Origin of the sequence: Geovibrio ferrireducens (genome assembly GCF_026226615.1) — a bacterium.
In the GTDB taxonomy this organism is placed as follows: Bacteria; Chrysiogenota; Deferribacteres; order Deferribacterales; family Geovibrionaceae; genus Geovibrio; species Geovibrio ferrireducens.
The window spans coordinates 76,165-93,168 of the sequence record NZ_JAJAPB010000006.1 but is presented as its reverse complement, the minus strand read 5'-3'; the positions used below and the strand labels follow the sequence as shown (position 1 = coordinate 93,168).

General features: G+C 48.5%; 18 protein-coding genes. All 18 read left to right on the top strand.

Translation table 11 applies throughout. The features are described 5' to 3' along the window. The first annotated feature begins 72 nt into the window (after positions 1-72). The gene (gene hypE, locus OSQ85_RS08245) at positions 73-1,059 is read left to right on the top strand and encodes a hydrogenase expression/formation protein HypE (protein WP_265822380.1); all 987 of its coding nucleotides are present in this window, start codon (positions 73-75) and stop codon (positions 1,057-1,059) included. Next, positions 1,013-1,279: a hypothetical protein gene (locus OSQ85_RS08240; RefSeq protein ID WP_265822379.1), complete on the top strand. Its 267-nt coding sequence runs from the start codon at positions 1,013-1,015 to the stop codon at positions 1,277-1,279. Before hypE ends, OSQ85_RS08240 begins: the two co-directional genes overlap by 47 nt. A gap of 34 nt (positions 1,280-1,313) precedes the next feature. After that, the gene (hisI, locus tag OSQ85_RS08235) at positions 1,314-1,637 is read left to right on the top strand and encodes a phosphoribosyl-AMP cyclohydrolase (RefSeq protein WP_265822378.1); all 324 of its coding nucleotides are present in this window, start codon (positions 1,314-1,316) and stop codon (positions 1,635-1,637) included. Then, positions 1,638-2,678 carry a type IV pilus assembly protein PilM gene (gene pilM, locus OSQ85_RS08230; protein WP_265822377.1) on the top strand — a complete coding sequence of 347 codons (1,041 nt, stop codon included), beginning with the start codon at positions 1,638-1,640 and terminating at the stop codon, positions 2,676-2,678. It begins immediately after the preceding gene. Continuing rightward, complete coding sequence (locus tag OSQ85_RS08225) at positions 2,675-3,217, top strand: PilN domain-containing protein (protein WP_265822376.1); 543 nt, start codon at positions 2,675-2,677, stop codon at positions 3,215-3,217. Before pilM ends, OSQ85_RS08225 begins: the two co-directional genes overlap by 4 nt. Next, a complete protein-coding gene (locus OSQ85_RS08220) occupies positions 3,217-3,861 on the top strand; it encodes a type IV pilus inner membrane component PilO (protein ID WP_265822375.1) in 645 nt (214 codons plus the stop codon). The genes OSQ85_RS08225 and OSQ85_RS08220 overlap by 1 nt, the downstream gene beginning before the upstream one ends. Beyond that, positions 3,858-4,403: a hypothetical protein gene (locus OSQ85_RS08215; protein WP_265822374.1), complete on the top strand. Its 546-nt coding sequence runs from the start codon at positions 3,858-3,860 to the stop codon at positions 4,401-4,403. The genes OSQ85_RS08220 and OSQ85_RS08215 overlap by 4 nt, the downstream gene beginning before the upstream one ends. Beyond that, positions 4,400-6,763, top strand: a complete 2,364-nt coding sequence (locus OSQ85_RS08210) for a type IV pilus secretin PilQ (RefSeq protein WP_265822373.1) — start codon at positions 4,400-4,402, stop codon at positions 6,761-6,763. Before OSQ85_RS08215 ends, OSQ85_RS08210 begins: the two co-directional genes overlap by 4 nt. Beyond that, the gene (lpxB, locus tag OSQ85_RS08205) at positions 6,750-7,889 is read left to right on the top strand and encodes a lipid-A-disaccharide synthase (protein WP_265822372.1); all 1,140 of its coding nucleotides are present in this window, start codon (positions 6,750-6,752) and stop codon (positions 7,887-7,889) included. Before OSQ85_RS08210 ends, lpxB begins: the two co-directional genes overlap by 14 nt. A 239-nt stretch (positions 7,890-8,128) precedes the next feature. Beyond that, positions 8,129-9,256, top strand: a complete 1,128-nt coding sequence (locus tag OSQ85_RS08200) for a flagellar hook-length control protein FliK (RefSeq protein WP_265822371.1) — start codon at positions 8,129-8,131, stop codon at positions 9,254-9,256. A 15-nt stretch (positions 9,257-9,271) separates the two neighbouring features. Continuing rightward, positions 9,272-9,964 carry a flagellar hook assembly protein FlgD gene (locus OSQ85_RS08195; protein WP_265822370.1) on the top strand — a complete coding sequence of 231 codons (693 nt, stop codon included), beginning with the start codon at positions 9,272-9,274 and terminating at the stop codon, positions 9,962-9,964. Between the two features lie 58 nt (positions 9,965-10,022). Beyond that, the gene (locus OSQ85_RS08190) at positions 10,023-12,854 is read left to right on the top strand and encodes a flagellar hook-basal body complex protein (protein ID WP_265822369.1); all 2,832 of its coding nucleotides are present in this window, start codon (positions 10,023-10,025) and stop codon (positions 12,852-12,854) included. Positions 12,855-13,107: 253 nt separating this feature from the next. Beyond that, positions 13,108-13,872 (top strand): motility protein A, encoded by a 765-nt coding sequence (locus OSQ85_RS08185; protein ID WP_265822368.1) that lies wholly within the window; start codon positions 13,108-13,110, stop codon positions 13,870-13,872. A 44-nt stretch (positions 13,873-13,916) separates the two neighbouring features. Then, the gene (locus tag OSQ85_RS08180) at positions 13,917-14,663 is read left to right on the top strand and encodes an OmpA/MotB family protein (RefSeq protein WP_265822367.1); all 747 of its coding nucleotides are present in this window, start codon (positions 13,917-13,919) and stop codon (positions 14,661-14,663) included. Next, the gene (locus tag OSQ85_RS08175) at positions 14,663-15,187 is read left to right on the top strand and encodes a flagellar basal body-associated FliL family protein (RefSeq protein WP_265822366.1); all 525 of its coding nucleotides are present in this window, start codon (positions 14,663-14,665) and stop codon (positions 15,185-15,187) included. The genes OSQ85_RS08180 and OSQ85_RS08175 overlap by 1 nt, the downstream gene beginning before the upstream one ends. Before the next feature lie 9 nt (positions 15,188-15,196). Then, positions 15,197-15,478 (top strand): FliM/FliN family flagellar motor C-terminal domain-containing protein, encoded by a 282-nt coding sequence (locus OSQ85_RS08170; RefSeq protein WP_265822365.1) that lies wholly within the window; start codon positions 15,197-15,199, stop codon positions 15,476-15,478. After that, on the top strand, positions 15,471-16,259 hold the full coding sequence (locus OSQ85_RS08165) for a FliO/MopB family protein (protein ID WP_265822364.1): 789 nt from the start codon (positions 15,471-15,473) through the stop codon (positions 16,257-16,259). Before OSQ85_RS08170 ends, OSQ85_RS08165 begins: the two co-directional genes overlap by 8 nt. A gap of 14 nt (positions 16,260-16,273) precedes the next feature. Further along, the gene (gene fliP / locus OSQ85_RS08160; RefSeq protein ID WP_265822363.1) at positions 16,274-16,990 is read left to right on the top strand and encodes a flagellar type III secretion system pore protein FliP; all 717 of its coding nucleotides are present in this window, start codon (positions 16,274-16,276) and stop codon (positions 16,988-16,990) included. Positions 16,991-17,004: the final 14 nt, after the last annotated feature.

Here is a 17,004-nt window from a genome sequence, read left to right as displayed (position 1 = left end):
ATCAAGAAAGTTGCAAAACTGAGCAAAAACTAATAATCTTCTGAACATAAATAAAACGACAGGAAATATATAATGAAAAAGATAGGTCTGGCAGAGGGGGGCGGCGGAAGCGCCACCAATAAATTTATAAAAGAGCTTTTTATCTCGCGTCTCGGCAATGATGCTTCGGAAAAAATGCCGGATGCTGCCCATGTTGAAACAGGCGGCAGAACAGCATTCACCACGGACAGTTTTGTGGTGCGCCCTGAGTTTTTTCCCGGCGGGAATATAGGCAAGCTGGCAGTCTGCGGAACAGTGAACGATCTCGCCGTGAGCGGCGCTGAGGCGGAATACCTGTCTCTGGGTGTGATTATTCCGGAAGGGTATGAAGCGGAAAAGCTTGAGAAAATAGTGGACGCTATAGCTGAAACTGCGAAAAAAGCAGGGGTCAAAGTTGTCTGCGGAGATACGAAAGTTGTGGAAAAAGGCGCTGCGGACGGTCTTTTCATAAATACCGCAGGCATAGGCAGGGTGGTAAAGGACTGGACAGCATTTGAAAATATAAAGGACGGCGATGCGGTTATCCTGACCTCGGACATGGCGCGCCACGGGATGAGTGTTCTCCTCGCCAGAGGCGAGCTTGGGTTTGAGGGGAATATCGAGTCAGACTGCGCTCCGCTGAACAAAATGCTGGAAGCTCTTCATGAATATGATGTTCACTTCTGCCGTGATGCCACAAGGGGCGGAGTGGCGGCTGTCCTCAATGAGATAGCCGAAGGCGCGAAAAAGGGGTTTCTCATCCGTGAAAACGATCTCCCGCTGAGGCAGGATGTGGGAAATTTGTGTGAAATACTCGGTTTTGACCCTCTGTCTGTTGCGAATGAGGGATTAGCTGTTATACTTGTATCAGCTTCGGACGCTTCCCATGTCATTGAAAGGCTGAAAAGTTTCGAGGAAGGCAGGAACGCGTGCGTTATCGGTTTTGTAAATGGAGAAGGGCGTGTTATACTTGAAACGGCTGTCGGCGGCAAACGTGTGGTGGATATGCCTGCGGGTGAGCTTCTTCCCCGTATTTGCTAGCCTGATCCTCGCCTGTTCGCAGGGCGAAAAAACTTTTCCCATAATCGAACAGAAATGCGGCAAATGCCACAAAGCTTCTGTTGTTTATCAGAAAGACCGCACCGAGGAGGACTGGAAAAGGGTTCTCCACGGCATGAAGATGCGCGGTCTTGTTATAACCGATCAGGAAGAAAAGGACGTTATGAAGGTTCTGACCGGGAACTTTCTGTTAAAGAATTAAAATAATCTGCCGAAATTTGACTCAGGATAGTGATATGATTGAAATAGATTGGGGAAAGCAGGCGGGTCTTCTCCCTGTTGTTGTGCAGGATGAGGAAACCAAAGACGTGCTTATGCTTGCTTATGCTAATAAAGAAGCGCTTGAGCTTACAAAAGAAACAGGATACGCACACTACTTTTCCAGAAGCAGAAACGAGCTCTGGAGAAAGGGCGGAACTTCGGGTAACCTCCAGAAGGTTGTTTCGGTGAAGCTTGACTGCGACGGGGACACACTGCTTTACATCGTAAATCAGACCGGCGCTGCCTGCCATACCGGAGAAAGAACCTGTTTTTTTACTGAGCTTTACCGGGGAGTATAGATGTTGGGCGGAAAACAGCAGCTTATCGGTGTGGATATAGGCAGCAGTTCGGTAAAAATTGTCGAGCTGAAACCGAAGAAGAAAGGTTACGTGGTTAAAAGCGCTGTTGAGGTTGCTCTTACCCCCGATGTTATAGTGGAAGGCGCTATTATGGATTACGGCGAAGTCGCCGGAACCGTTGCGCAGGCCTTCAAATCAGGTAAATTCTCTTCAAAAAATGTCGCCGCAGGCCTCAAAGGGAGCGCGGTGATAGCCAAAAGACTTTCTGTTCCCATAACCGATCAGGATGAACTGCGCGAAACCTTCATGTGGGAGGCGGAGCAGTATATCCAGATGGATATTGAGGATGTCAGCATAGATTACGAAACAGTTGAGGTGGACGAAGCCAAAGGTGAGACCGACCTTGTTCTTGCTGTTGCCAGAAAAGACCTTATTGTTGACTTCAAGTCCGTTCTGGAGGCGGCCAAGCTTAAGCCTCTGGTGATAGACCTTGAGGTGTTCGCCATGATGAACGCCTTTGTGGCAAACTACGAAACGGACGATGAGGCCGCTGTTCTGGTAAATATAGGTCATTCCACAACGCTCATCACCATCATCAGAAACGGAAACTATGAATTTTCCAGAGAGGTGCTCAAAGGGGGCAAAAACCTCTGTGAAATGATAAGCCAGTCCCTCTCCATACCTTACGGCGAGGCGGAAAGGATGATGAAAGACACCGCCGCCATAGAATCCGATGAAAACCTGAAAGACACCGTAAGCTCCTTTAACTCCCAGATTGCAATGGAAATCAAGAACTCCATAGAAATGTTTGACACTGCGAGCCAGTCAAAACCTGCCAGATGCTTCATCTGCGGCGGGGCGGCTGTTCTGCCCGGTCTGCGCGAAAGGATAGAGAAGGCTGTGGAGGCGGATGTCTCCCTCTTTGACCCCTTTGCCAGAATGGAGATAGCCGGTTCGGCGGACAAAGGTTTGATAGAAGAGAAGCTTCACTCCTTCGCAGTGGCGGCGGGGCTTGCTCTCCGGAGCGCGGGGGAAAAATGATAAGGGTTAACCTGCTGGGCAGGAAGCGTAAAAAGAAGGTCAAACCGATACAGATCGAGCTGAGCGCTTTTGTTCTGGCGGTTGCTGCCGTTTTTGCCGGAATCATGCTGTTCAACATGACCATGAATGCGAAAATAGCGTATCTTGAGGATCAGGTTAACCAAAAGCAGACGGAGCTCCGCAAACTTCAGAGAGTGAAGCAGGAAGTGGAAAGATTCCGCACCCAGATGGATGAAATACAGAAAAAAATAGAGATAGTCCGCAAGCTTAAAGAAGGGCAGAAAGGCTATTACAAGGTTCTTACCAATATAGAGAAATCCATGCCGGACGATGTCTGGGTGAGCAGCCTTAACTTTGAGGGGAACAAAATCACCCTCGGATGCTCCTCTCTCAGGGTTTCTTCTGTAAACAGATTCGTGATGAACCTGTATGAAACAAAAATGTTTTCCACAATTGACCTCGCAAAGGCGGACAAGAAGGATGAGGACGCAGTGGAGATAAACAACTTTGTAATTACCGCCGGCGTGAGGTTGGACTGATGCTGAAAAAATTTGCCTCCATTCCGTTCCGCTTCCGGCTGCTGATTGAGATAGCTGTCATAGCAGTCATCATAGGCGGATATTACTATCTGTTCCTCATGCCTCTTCAGGAGAAGATGGCAGGACTCGAAAAGGAATATGACGACCTCGTGTTTAAAATAAACGACATCAAGCCCTATGCTCTGGCGCATGATGATTTCAAGAAACAGCTTGAGATGATGGAGGAGCAGTTCCAGATAGTTCTCAAGGTTCTGCCTGACGAAAAGGGCTACTACCTGCTTTATGACGAGGCGGTGGGGCTTGCCGAGAAGGACGGAGTGAAGGTCACTCTCTTCCAGCCCGGCGGCGAGAAGAAGATAGACAACTTCCACTCCAGCGTAAACTTTAACATGAAGATGGAGACCCAGTATCAGAACCTTGTGAGGTATCTGTACGATATAAACTACCTTAACAAAATAATAAATCTCCAGAATATGCAGATAAATGTGCTTAAATCCAAAACCGGCGAAAGGTTTCTGGATGTAAGCGCGAGCCTCAATTCATATAAGTTCAACTCCGGCTCAGCGGCGCAGCCCGCGGCAAAAGGCAATGCCAAGAATACCAAGGCGGCCAGAGCATCCAAGAAAGAGGAGGATCTGAAATGAAAAAACTTATTCTCCTTCTCCCTGCACTTCTTCTCTTCGGCTGCACAGAAGTTGACCGCGATGAGCTTATGAAAAACAGGGCAGAGGTAAAACCCGTAAAACCCATAGAGGTTAACTTTGAGCGGCTTGAGAAACAGAAAAGCGAACTGATAGAGCTTTTCAGCACTGTCTATGTAGCACCGGACTATACCTTTTCCAAAGACCCTTTCACCAGCGTGGTGGATATATACAGACAGACTCAGGCGGAAGAGGAAGCCACCCTCAACCCCATGCTGGTTCACAAGCTTGACGAGTTCAAACTCGTGGGTATACTCACCGGGGATATAGGCAATATAGCCGTTCTCGCCGTAGGGGATGACAGCTTTTACCTCAAAACGGGCGATGTTTTCAGCGCCAGCCGCAGCACAATCATTTTCATAGGTCAGGATTTTATCAAAATACGCGACAACAGTAAGGACATTTTCGGCAACACCAAAACAGAGATTAAGGACATAAAGCTCGACTATCTTAAAGACGATTCCTCAAAGGAGAAGACCTCATGAGCAGATACAGAATATTAGTATTGATACTGACGCTTTTTGCCGTGCTGTCCTGCGCGGGGAAACAGCCTGTGGAGGAAGCTTCCGTTAAGGGCAACCTGCTTTCCGGAATCAGGATAGTCGACCTCGGCGACGGGGAATATGCCATGACCCTGCGCTCCGCTGAGGAGACGCAGTTTAAGGTTCTGTACTCCAAAAGCCCTTACAGACTGGTGGTTTTTGCCCCCGGTACTGTGATGAATGAAGAGGTTCTCAAATACAACTTCTCTGATGAGGTGGTTGAGGGGCTCGCATTTGTGCCCGGAAAGGACGCAAGCCAGATAGAGATTCTCCTTACTGAAAATGTGGATTACGATTATTCGCAGGATAAAAGCATGCTGAGCCTCACCTTCCGTGTGTATAAAAGCAGTGCGGCAGCACTGGAGAAATACGGAATGGATGTGGGCGCTGTTGCACCGGAAAAAGCGGGGCTCGCATCGGCAGTCCGCAGTTTCAGAAACCTTTCAGACAGCTCGATGCTCAGGCTTGAGTTCGGTCTGGACGGCATAGCAAGATATGACTACGGCTACCTTGATGACAGCACTATGTATGTTGACCTGTTTGATGTCACAAGCTCACTTAATAAAAAGAGATACTCCGCTCAGGGCATTGTTTCCGATGTGAAGGTGGGCGAATACTACCCGCCCAAAAAGGTGCGTTTCCTCCTGAAGGTTTCCTCCCGCATGCCTCTGTTTGCAGGGCAGGACGGGGATAAGCTCACAGTTTCCAGCGAGATGGGCGCAGTTCCCGCAGACAGCAGATACATAGCCTCGGTTGACGCGCTCCAGTATAAAAACGTGCAGAGCGTGATCATCAGGTTCATAGGTCGGGTAAGCTATACCAAAAAAGTGGTGAACAATGCCCTGCACCTTGAGTTTGACCAGGATGTGAAAATGCTCGGCACTGTGCAGAACAGGTTCAGCTTTGCGGGGCTGCCGTTCAGGAATATAGATATTCTAAGGATTGACGGCAAACCGGTTATAGTTTTCACACCGGAAAAGGATATATACGCCAGAGTGGACGAAACTCAGGACGGCATTCTGGTCAGCGCGAGCTTTGAGGAGTTCGCAAGGGCTGATATGTCTCTCTCTGAGCCCTCCTCCGCAGGTGCTGAGGCTGCAAAAGCGCCGAAGCCTCAGGATCTGGTCACTCTCAATATGAAAGACATGGATCTCAGGGAGGCTATACGCCTTATATATTTCGGCAGAGCAAAGAACGTGATCTTCGGTGAGGAGGTCACGGGCAAGGTTACGCTTTACCTTAAGGAAGTTGACTACCAAACCGCTCTCAGACTGATACTCCGCGACAGAAACCTCACCAAGATAGAGGAGAACGGCATAGTCTGGATAACCTCAAGCCAGAAGTATGAGGAAAGGCAGAATGCCGAAGCAGCCAAGCTCCGCGCTGCGGAACAGGCAAAAGAGCTTGCTCCGCTGAGAACGGAGATAGTGCCTGTTAACTTTTCTGATGCATCTTCTCTGGCGGGCATAGTTAAGTCGGTGCTTTCCAAGAGAGGCAGCGTTGAGGTGGAAGCCAGAACAAACAGCTTCGTTGTGCGCGATACACCGGAGGTTATAACCGAGATCAAACGCCTTATGAAGACTGTGGATAAACGTACCCCTCAGGTTACCATCGAGGCGAGGATTGTGGAAGTCTCCGACATCAACAGCCTCAACTTCGGTGTTCAGTGGGGCGCCAAAGTGCAGGACACAACCAAGGTTCACTTCCCCAACACAGTCAATGTGGGCGGCGATTCCAGCGGGTATATGGTGAACATCCCCGCTGCGGAATCCGTGGGGACATTTGCTCTGGGAATCATGAACAGAACAGGAACTTTCGGGCTTGATCTCGCATTGAGCGCGCTTGAGAGCCAGAATAAGGCGAAAACAATCTCCAGCCCCAGAGTGACCACTCTGGACAATATGGAGGCCACCATAAAAAGCGGCAGCAAGGCACTGATAGTCCCCTCCGGTGATGACACCAAAACCGAAGAGATTGACACCGGTATCATACTCAAGGTCAAGCCGCACATAACTTCAAATGACATGGTTTTCCTTGATATTCTTGTGGAAAAAAGTACACTCGGCGAAATAACCTCCACAACGGCGACCGCTGATGAGAAAAAAGCGGAGACCAAGGTTCTTCTCGCCAACGGAGAAACAACTGTCATAGGCGGTCTTTACGAGGATGAGGAAATCAATTATGTTCAGGGAGTGCCCGGTCTCAGCAAACTCCCGATACTCGGCCATCTGTTCAAGGGAACTCAGAAAAGAAGCACAAGAAAAGAGCTTCTGGTATTTCTGACGCCCTATGTTGAAAAGTAAAAAACTCTTTATCATCGCCGGGGAGCAGTCCGGCGATACTCATGCAGCCAATCTCCTCCGGGAACTTTCCGCGTATTATGATATAAAAGCGTTCGGAACCGGCGGAGCTCGCCTTGGCGCTCTCGGTCAGGAACAATATTACGATATAAATGACCTGAGCGTAATAGGTCTGGACGGCATTATAAAAAAACTCCCTTTCTTTTTCAAAGTGCGCGATGTTCTCCTTGAAAAAATAGACGAAATAAAGCCCGATGCGGTTATTCTTGTGGATTATCCAGGATTTAACCTGCAGTTCGCAAAAAAGCTTGAGGCATCCGGCATCCCTGTTATCTATTTCATAGCCCCGCAGGTCTGGGCATGGAACTACAAGCGTGTCAAAACAATAAGAAGATGTGTGGATCTCCTTTTGTGCATTCTGCCGTTTGAGGAGAATATCTTCCGGAAAGAGGGGATAAACGCGCACTTCATAGGTAATCCCGTTGTGGATCACCTTGAATATAAATATGCGGACAGGGACTCTTTTTTCAGGGCGGCGGGGCTTGATCCTGATAAAAAGACTATAGGGATACTCCCCGGCAGCAGACAGAGGGAGGTGGAAACGATTCTGCCTGTGATGCTGAGTGCTGCCGATGCCCTCAGGGGCGAGTATCAGTTTATTGTTTCCAAGGCTGAGTCAATCAGTGAGGAGCTTCTGGCGGGAGTGCTGAAAAGCAGGAACTACAAGGTTGCCACTCTGACTGCGGATATAATGAAGCATACCGATCTGGTGTGGGTGTGCTCCGGCACTGCAAGCCTCGAAACTGCGGTGAGCGGTACGCCAATGGTTATTTTGTATAAGGTCGGCAGACTGACAGCCTTTATAGGCAGACTCCTGGTGAAAGTGAAGTTTATCGGTCTGCCCAACCTTGTGGCGGGGAAAGCCATAGTACCCGAAGCAGTGCAGGATGACGCAAACGCATCCAAACTTATTGATTTCACAGAGAAAATTTTCAAGTCATACGGTTCCGTAAAAGAGGATGTGGAGAATGTCGGAAGGCTTTTCCGCGGCCTGAACCCTTCCCGAAAGGGTGCAGAAGTTATTGCGGATTTCCTGAAAAGCAGGGAAGACTCTTCTGATTTGAAGTAAAAATTATCCCCATGCACGGTTCAGAAACAACCGTGACAAGATTTGCTGTTTTTGCATGGACAGGGAAATTTTTGCTTTTCGGATCAGGAAGAAAGTTCCTGATCGTATATCGGCAGATTTATAAAAAACTTTAGCCTGATCACAATCAAACCCTTGATTCTAACGGATCTTTTCATCCAAACCCCCGATCTGAAGCAGTTTGGCACGGACTTTTCTATATATACGTCGGAGGTGTGTCAATGGATTTGATGTCATTCATCACGCCGGGCACGGGGAAAGTCCCTTCATTCGGCACCGCCATCTCCGCACAGAACGGTTCACAGGCTTCGAAAAGCTCTTTTGATGATTTTCTCAAAAGCAGGCTGACCGGAACCGATGTAAAAGCCGCTTCTGAAAAGGCTCAGACTGAAAGGTCCGTTAAAAGAGACCCTAAGGCTGAGGCCGGAAAAGTAATTGATGGACTTTCTATCCCCGCGGAGCAGAAGGAGAAGTTAAAGAAGGAACTTGACTCTCTGGAAACCGAGGAGGATGCGGTGGCATTCCTCGAAAATCTTGAGGAAATACTCATGCTGAACGGAATCAGCGTGGAGGAAACCGTAGCAAAGTTCTCAGAAGCATTCGTTGCGGAAGATGCACAGAACGCAGCGGGCAGTACGGCTCTTGATTCTGCTATGCTGAAAGCTCTTAAAGCAAAGGGTTACACACAGGCGGAACAGAACCTTACAGACAGCGAGCAGCAGGCGGCTAAAGAGGCTTTTGAAAAGCTTTCTATGCCTAAAGAGGCAAAGATAAGCAAAGAGGAAGTCAAGATAGCTGAAATTGTAAAACCGCTGACCGCAGAGGATGTTCCCTCAGAAGAACAGATTGCCAAGACTTCAACAGCGGATATACCCGACATGGATGTGGGGGAAACCGTAATTAAACCGGGGCAGAATATCTTAACCGAACAGGAACAGCCTGAAGTTAAGATAGTTACTCCCAGGGATATTAATAAGATTGCCGACTTTGTACAGTATACCAAGGCGGGCGATCAGAAAAAGCTTACCATACAGCTTATGCCGAAAGAATTGGGTAAGCTGCATATCGAGCTGGTGGACAACGCCGGCAAGATAAGCGCCCGGATCACTATGGAGAGTGACCAGGCGAGAAACCTGCTTGTCAATAACGCAGAAAGCGTAAGACAGCAGCTGGAAGCAAAAGGGATTGTGCTTGAAAAAATGGAATTTTTCTTTGCCGAAAAGGACTCCAAGGACGGAACCGACCAGCAGTTTTTCAGGAAGAAGAACTCAGGCGGCAGTAAAAGTGAATTTGCGGTAGGAGACATCACAGAAGAAGAGACTGACCCCTCAAGAGGTCTCTACGCGTAAGTCACGGAGGTTACTATGACCACGATATCTGATTCGGTACAGAATATTCTTAACGGCGGAAGCACCAGTAGTTCTTCAACTAAGAAAACTACCGGAACCACCGAAATGGACATGATGGATTTCCTGAATCTTTTCATAAGCCAGCTTAAGAATCAGGACCCCCTTGAACCGATGGATAACAACCAGCTTACCAGCCAGACCAGCCAGTTTTCAATGGTTGAGCAGCTTGTGAATATCAATACTGCGGTGAATAAGCTTGTGGACGGCGGTTCAGCATCAAACGACATCGAATCTCTGTACAGTGCTGCCAGCTTTATCGGAAAGATGGTGGAGTACGAAGGCAACTCAGTTGTTTTTGACGGAGAGGGAGCAGTTCTCACATTCGACCTTGCAACACCCAGCTATAAGACGGAGATCTATGTTTATGATACCTCAGGGAATCTCATAAACAGTGTTGATGCGGGGCAGCTTGCTTCCGGCAGCAACAGTATAGCCTGGAACGGCCTTGACTCCGAAGGCGAGACAGTGAGTGCAGGTCAGTACAAATATGTTGTTAAGGCATATGATTCCTCAGGCAGTGAGATCAGTGCCACAACTTACGGAAACGGTTATGTGTCCGGTGTTTCACAGAAGGACGGCAAAATCGTTTTCGATCTTTTCGGACAGGAACTCGACGCTGATAAAGTTATTGCAGTAAGAAGTTACTAAGGCTGGCAGGGGAGGCAGTGTTCTCCCCTTTTCAATCAGCGGATTAAGGAGTGCGCTTATGATGCGTTCACTGTACTCGGCCATCAGCGGTCTGAACACCAATCAGAAAGCTATGGACGTTATAGGTAATAATATAGCAAACGTTAACACCACGGGCTTCAAATCCGGCCGTGCTGTTTTTCAGGATCTCTTCAGCCAGACCCTTGTGGGCGGTAAAACCCCCACAGATGCAAGAGGTGGGGTAAACCCACGTCAGGTGGGTCTGGGCGGATACCTGGCTGCCGTTGACAACATTTTTGAAGCCGGTACGCCGACAACAACAAGCAAGACAACAGACCTTGCCATACAGGGCGAAGGATTTTTCGTTGTGAGGGGCGAAGGGCTCAATGAGTATTACTACACAAGGGCAGGGGACTTTAACTTTGACCGTTACGGAACCTTTGTTAACGCTGCCGGCTACCCTGTTCAGGGGTGGATGGCGGACCCCCTCACCGGCGAGCTGATAGATAACGGGGAAGTGGGCGACATAGTAGTTGGTCCCGCTTTCCAGACAATTCAGGCGAAAGCCACCACAGAAGTGTCCATGAACGCTGTTCTCAACACAGTTGCCAAGTCTTCTGTGCTTGAATATCCCGCGCTTCTGCACACAGCAAACAGTTCAGATAATATTTTCTCTGTTTTCTCCACAAACGGCGTTAAGATGGATCTGGCTGAGAATGAGCCTATCGTCATTAAGGCTCATGCAACAGAAATAACGGATATGATGTACGCATACAGTGATTCTGATGTGAACCTCAATCTCGCTTCCGAATCCAACCTGCTTGTTTACATAAACAGCACACCCTATACATTCAAGTACGGTGTGGATTTCAGGACAATGGGCGAGCTTGCTACTGCAATTGAGAACAAACTTGAAGCTGCAGTCGGCAACGGGGCAGTGGCGAACAATTTTGTTGAGACCTCCGTTAACGGTATCTTCAATGAGGCAGTTGTCACTCCCAATGCATCATATGCCACAACAGAAAGCTGGACAGTCACCATAGATCCCACTAACCCGGCAAGATTTAATGTGGTCGGTTCTGTTTCCGGAGCAATCAACAGCGGCGTTGTGGGACAGACATACACAGCGGCAGATCCGGTGACAGGGGAGCCTCTGTTCACTATCCCCTCCACAGCGTGGAGCGGTTCATGGGCAGCGGGTGAAACCATAACATTCGATACCACCGCCGCACCTGCATCAGATTTCAGCGTGGATGTTGTGAACGGTAAAATTAAGATAACAAGGGATACGGACAACGGTATAGACGTTCAGGTGAATTCTTTCAGCGGAACTCCGTATCTTGCGGTTATAATGCAGTCTCTGGCAGGAACTTACAACGAAGCTTCCACCTCCAGAAACAGTGACGAAATTCTTTTTGAGCAGACCAAATATGCCGGAAGAGATTTCGATACTCTCGCAGAACTCGCCGCAATAATTGAGCAGGCGATAGACGGAAACGTTATTCAGGCCGATAAATTCAGCGTAAGTTTTGATGAAACCACGGGCAGGTTCGAGTTCAGAAACCTTGGAGAGTATGACACTCTCACAGGAACCACAACAGGGCTCACCCTTTCAAACTTCATGGTGGATAAGGCATACAGCGGCTCAGTTTTCGAAAGCAATATCACCCCCGCAGGATCACTCAATCTTCAGCCTGTTGACCCGGACGATGATCCCGCCTTTGTTGCATCTGTAAGTTACGGTTACTCTGAACAGTTCCTCAGATACGCAAAAGGGGATGACCTGCTTACGCAGCTTTATACGAGCTCCGGCGACTCTCTTGGGCTTGATGAGACAGCCATACTCCAGTTTAAAGGCTCTGTCGGCGGAACCGATCTTCAGGGAACGGGGACAATACCCGCTCTGGGTTCCACTGTTGACGACTTAAGAGCTATGATGGCGGGCTACCTCGGTTTCGAGAACTCCACTGAGAATCAGGTTAAGCAGCATATCAGTGACATAGAGGAGAACAGCGGCAAGATCAAAGTCACGGGCGAGAAAGGTCTGTCTAATGCTGTTGATTACCTTAAGTTTGAGGTTATAGGCGCATCCAGCTATCAGAACTTCTATGACTATTTTGAGTACCAGACCACCCAGACGGCAAGCGGCGGACAGATGGCAACCACTCAGACCATTTATGATGCTCAGGGTAATGCCCACACGCTGAAATATACTTACAACATGGTCAGCTCCTCAGGTAATGTCTGGAAGCTGACTCTTTCCACAACCGATCCGGCGACAAGCGTCTCCTTTAATCAGACAGGCGGAAATGAAATACTCCTGAACTTCAATAATGACGGTTCATTCAACTATCTTTCATCCACCTCTGGTACAAGGGTTACAGATCTCAGCTTTAACTTCGACCCGGCTAACGGCGCAGGTGTTATCAGCAATGTCTCCATGTTTCTGGGAACTCCTGCAAGCTATGACGGAGTGTACATTTCTGCTAAGGAATCCTCCAAAAACAGCGCCGAGCAGGACGGCTACGCAGTGGGTTCGCTTGAACAGGTAATGTTCAACCCCGCAGGGGAAATTGTAGGCTACTACACCAACGGTGAGGTCATGACAATAGCTCAGGTTGCTCTGGCAACATTCACCAACAATCAGGGTCTTCTGAAAGTAGGTGACACACTGTTTGCTGAAACCGGCAACTCAGGCACAGCGGCGATAGGCAAACCGCAGACAGGCGCAAGGGGCGAGATAATGTCCGGAGCGCTTGAAAACTCCAACGTTGACCTCTCCAATGAGTTTGTCAGTATGATCACCACTCAGAGAGGGTTCCAGGCGAACTCAAGGGTTATCACCACCAGTGATGAAATGCTTCAGGAACTTCTCACTCTCAAACGCTAACAGCCGTCTTTACGGTAACAGGTTATAAAAAAAGGCGCCTCCGGGCGCCTTTTTTGTTAATTAAAATGCTGAAATATGCGATTTATTCATAGAATAGCTGAGAATTGACCTTAGATTAAGAAATGCCCGTGCGGAAGCTGTTTTAAAATAAGCTTGACTCTTTTGCTGGCGTTCCTGTATCTTTTAAGGGTAGAATAGTACAAAATGTTTGTATCAAAGTTTATTCTTTGAATAGGCAGTCGGACGGGAGCGTATGGATTTAGCAACGATTGTAGGGTTCCTATTGGCATATATACTCCTTATTGCTGCGCTCGTAATAGGCGCGGGAGTAGGTGTTTATGTTGACTACCCGTCGGTGCTTATCGTTATAGGCGGTACTCTCGGCGTTGTTATGATCAACTATCCGCTGGACAGGATAACAGGCCTCACCAAGGTTATGATGAAGGCCTTCTTCAATAAGTCCGGCGATACTGCGGAACTCATTCAGCAGCTTGTCGGCTTTGCCGTTAAAGCCAGAAGAGACGGTATTCTCTCCCTTGAGTCCGCAGAAGACGAAGTTTCAGACGAGTTTCTGAAAAAGGGGATACGTCTCGCGGTTGACGGTACTGAGCCGGAAGTAATAAAAACGATCCTTGAAACCGAACTCGATTACATGCAGGAAAGACATAAAGAAGGTGCGGCTATTTTCAGCTCCATAGCTGACTTTGCCCCTGCAATGGGGATGATCGGTACGCTTGTCGGCCTTGTGGCGATGCTTCAGAGCTTGAGCGACCCCTCTGCGATCGGTCCTGCGATGGCTGTGGCGCTGATTACTACTTTCTACGGCTCTATCATAATGAATATGTTTGCCGCTCCCATTTCCGGCAAACTTAAGGTGCGCTCCGGGGAAGAAGTTCTCCAGAGGCAGATAATGATCGGCGGCATTATGGCCATTCAGGCCGGGGACAACCCCAGAATTGTTGAGCAGAAACTGAATGCCTATCTTTCACCTAATAAGCGTAAGTCGCAGTTTGACTGATTTAAGGCAGGTTTGTCCCTGCCGCAGTATGGAAAGGCGGTCTGATGTCTGAGAAGAAAAAATCCTGTGATTGTGAAAAGGGCTCCCCAAAGTGGATGACCACATTCACCGACATGAACATGCTTCTTCTTACCTTTTTCGTTCTGCTTGTTTCTATGTCTACGCTGGATAAAAAGAAAATCCTTGAGTCCCTCGGCTCTTTTCAGGGTTCGTCCGGTCTTTTAAGCGGAAGCCGGAATGAGGTGAGCGCCCAGAACATTATGACCCGTATAAATGTCATTGAACAGACAGGAAGCTCAAACGCGAAAACAGCGGAAACACTGCGCGACTATGTAAAATCCGCTAACCTTTCCGAAGTTGTCAGCGTCATTGAAACCAAGAAAGGGGTCTCAATCAGGGTGCTTGATTCGCTTCTTTTTGCGCCCGGAAGTGCTGATGTTCAGGGTGAGGCGATCCCGTTTTTAAGAAAAGTCGGGACAGTTCTGCTGGACTCCCCTTATTATACTCATGTTGAAGGGCATACGGATGACACACCTTCCCGTTCTGCGCGCTTTCCTTCCAACTGGGAACTTTCGGCGACCAGAGCAGTCTCTGTGGTGCGTTTCCTCGTTGGTGAGGGCATAAACCCGCAGAGCCTTTCCGCAGGCGGATTCGGGGAGTTTCATCCTCTGCTGCCTAATATCACCGAAGCGAACAGGGCGAAAAACCGCAGGGTGGAGATAAACCTTGTCAGCCCCGAATTTGCAGAAACAAATAAAAATATTTTTGAAGAAGATAACGGAGGACAATAATGGCGGCAGAAGAGAAGGACACCCAGTCCGAGCAGGGCGGGAAGAAGAAGTCTAAGCTGAAACTGATCATTATTATTCTCCTTCTGCTTGTGCTGCTGGGCGGAGGAGGCGGTGCGGCCTATTTCCTGTTCCTCAAGCCTAAACCCGCTCAGACGGGGGCTCAGCCTGCTGCTTCTGCTGCACAGAGCGAGGCTCCGCAGGGGGAGAAAATAACGCAGATAGGCGAGCTTTACCCTATGGAATCGTTTGTGGTGAACCTTGCAGATCCGGGCGGAAGCAGGTATCTCCGTGTTACTCTCCAGCTTGAACTTACTGCCGTAAAAGGGCTTAAAGACGAGATAGATAAGCGCGTCCCTCAGATCAGGGACGCTATAATTACCATACTTTCTTCCAAACGCTACGAGGAGATAAACTCCGCTCAGGGGAAAATGATAATGAAGCAGCAGATTATGCGCAGGATCAACTCCCTGCTGGCAGCAGGCCAGATTGCGAACGTTTACGTAACCGAATTTGTTATCCAGTAAGAGGTTTTAATGATAGAGCATGCGAGAAACCAGTTCGGCGAAGTCCTTTTTGACATTAGGGTAGAACTGGGGCGTAAAAAAGTTTCCATACGTGAGATGCTGAACTGGGAGAAGGGAACAATCCTTAAGTTCAACAAAACCTCCGGCGAGCCTGTGGATTTTCTCGTTAACAACAAGCCGCTGGCTCTCGGTGAGGTGATGGTTCTGGATGACAGATTCGCCATACGTATCACTGAAATACTGGATAAAGAAAAACTCACCGAAATGTATAAAGACGGAATCTATGGCTGAAATCCGGCTTCTGACAGCCGCCTTACTTATATTTTTCTGCTCTTTTTCCGCTTTTGCGGCGGAAGTCAAATCGGAGCTCACCGACAGCTCCCTTTCAATAAGTGTTCAGTTTCAAAAGGGCTATTCCGACGTAAATGTCATAAAGCTTGATAAATCATATGTAATCAGCTTCCAGACCGCTGAGGATGCTGCTTATTCCGAGGATTTCTGGGATTCCCCCGTATCTCAGGCATATATCCACGCAGAGGGGGACAGGAAAAAGCTCATAGTTGATTTCACAGCGGCGGCAGTTGAGGAACCTGTTCTGGAAACAGGTGAAAAGGGGTTTAAGGTCTCTTTCTCGTTTGCTCCCGCCCCGCCTGCACCCTCAGCCACAGGAACAGGTGCTTATGTCCGCATGGTTACGGGGCTTGCCTTTGTTGTGGTGATTATCCTCATAATTTACTGGCTCACACGCAGAATGCTTTCCAGAAGAGTGCTTTCCGAGCTTCCCGGCTCCGGACGGCTTCTCGGCAAGGTGGATCTGGAGATACGCAAAAGCCTGTTCTTCTACGAACTGGGAGAATCGGTTTATATATTCGGAGTTACGGACATGTCCGTAAACCTCATTGAAAAAGTCACTGACGAGGCGGAGGTCAACAGGATCAAATCCGGATTCGCGAGAAAAGGCGAGTTCGGCTCGTATCTGAACTTTTTCTCGAAAGGATCTGATGTGAGAACCGATCTTGATGCATCAAGGAACATAATCAGGGAGAAACTGAAATCAATAAAAAAACGCTGATTTTCACCCTTTTAATGCTTCTGGTTCCGCTGGGCGCAATAGCGGCTGATCCCGTGCCTTTCCCTGCCTTCCGCTTCGGGCTTGAGGCTGCGCAGAACCCTGATGATGTGGCTGTTACCCTGCAGATCATCTTTTTTATAACCATAGTTACCCTTGCGCCCTCCATACTGATACTTATGACCTCTTTTACGAGGATACTCATAGTCTTCTCATTTCTCAGAACGGCGATGGGCACGCAGCAGATGCCGCCTAATCAGGTTCTGGTCGGGCTTGCGCTTTTCCTGACTTTTTTCATTATGACCCCTGTTTTTAATCAGGCCTATGAAAAGGGCCTCCAGCCTTATTTTGCTGAACAGATGGGGTTTACTGAGATGCTCTCCGAAGTGAAGAAGCCTTTCCGCGAGTTCATGATCAAGAACACGCGCAAGAAGGACATGCGTATGTTCATAGATATTTCGGGCGGAGAAAAGCCTAAGACTGTTGATGATATACCGGACTTTGTCCTTCTTTCCTCATTTGTGGTCAGTGAGCTTCAAACCGCTTTTCAGATGGGTTTTCTGCTTTTTCTGCCGTTTCTGATTATAGATTTTGTTGTAGCCAGCGTACTTCTTTCCATGGGTATGATGATGCTGCCCCCTGTTATGATCTCTGTCCCGTTCAAGATACTTCTGTTTGTCCTTGTTGACGGTTGGGGGCTTATAGTCTCGTCTCTTGTGAAAAGCTTCATGTAGTGCTAGACTCCTGA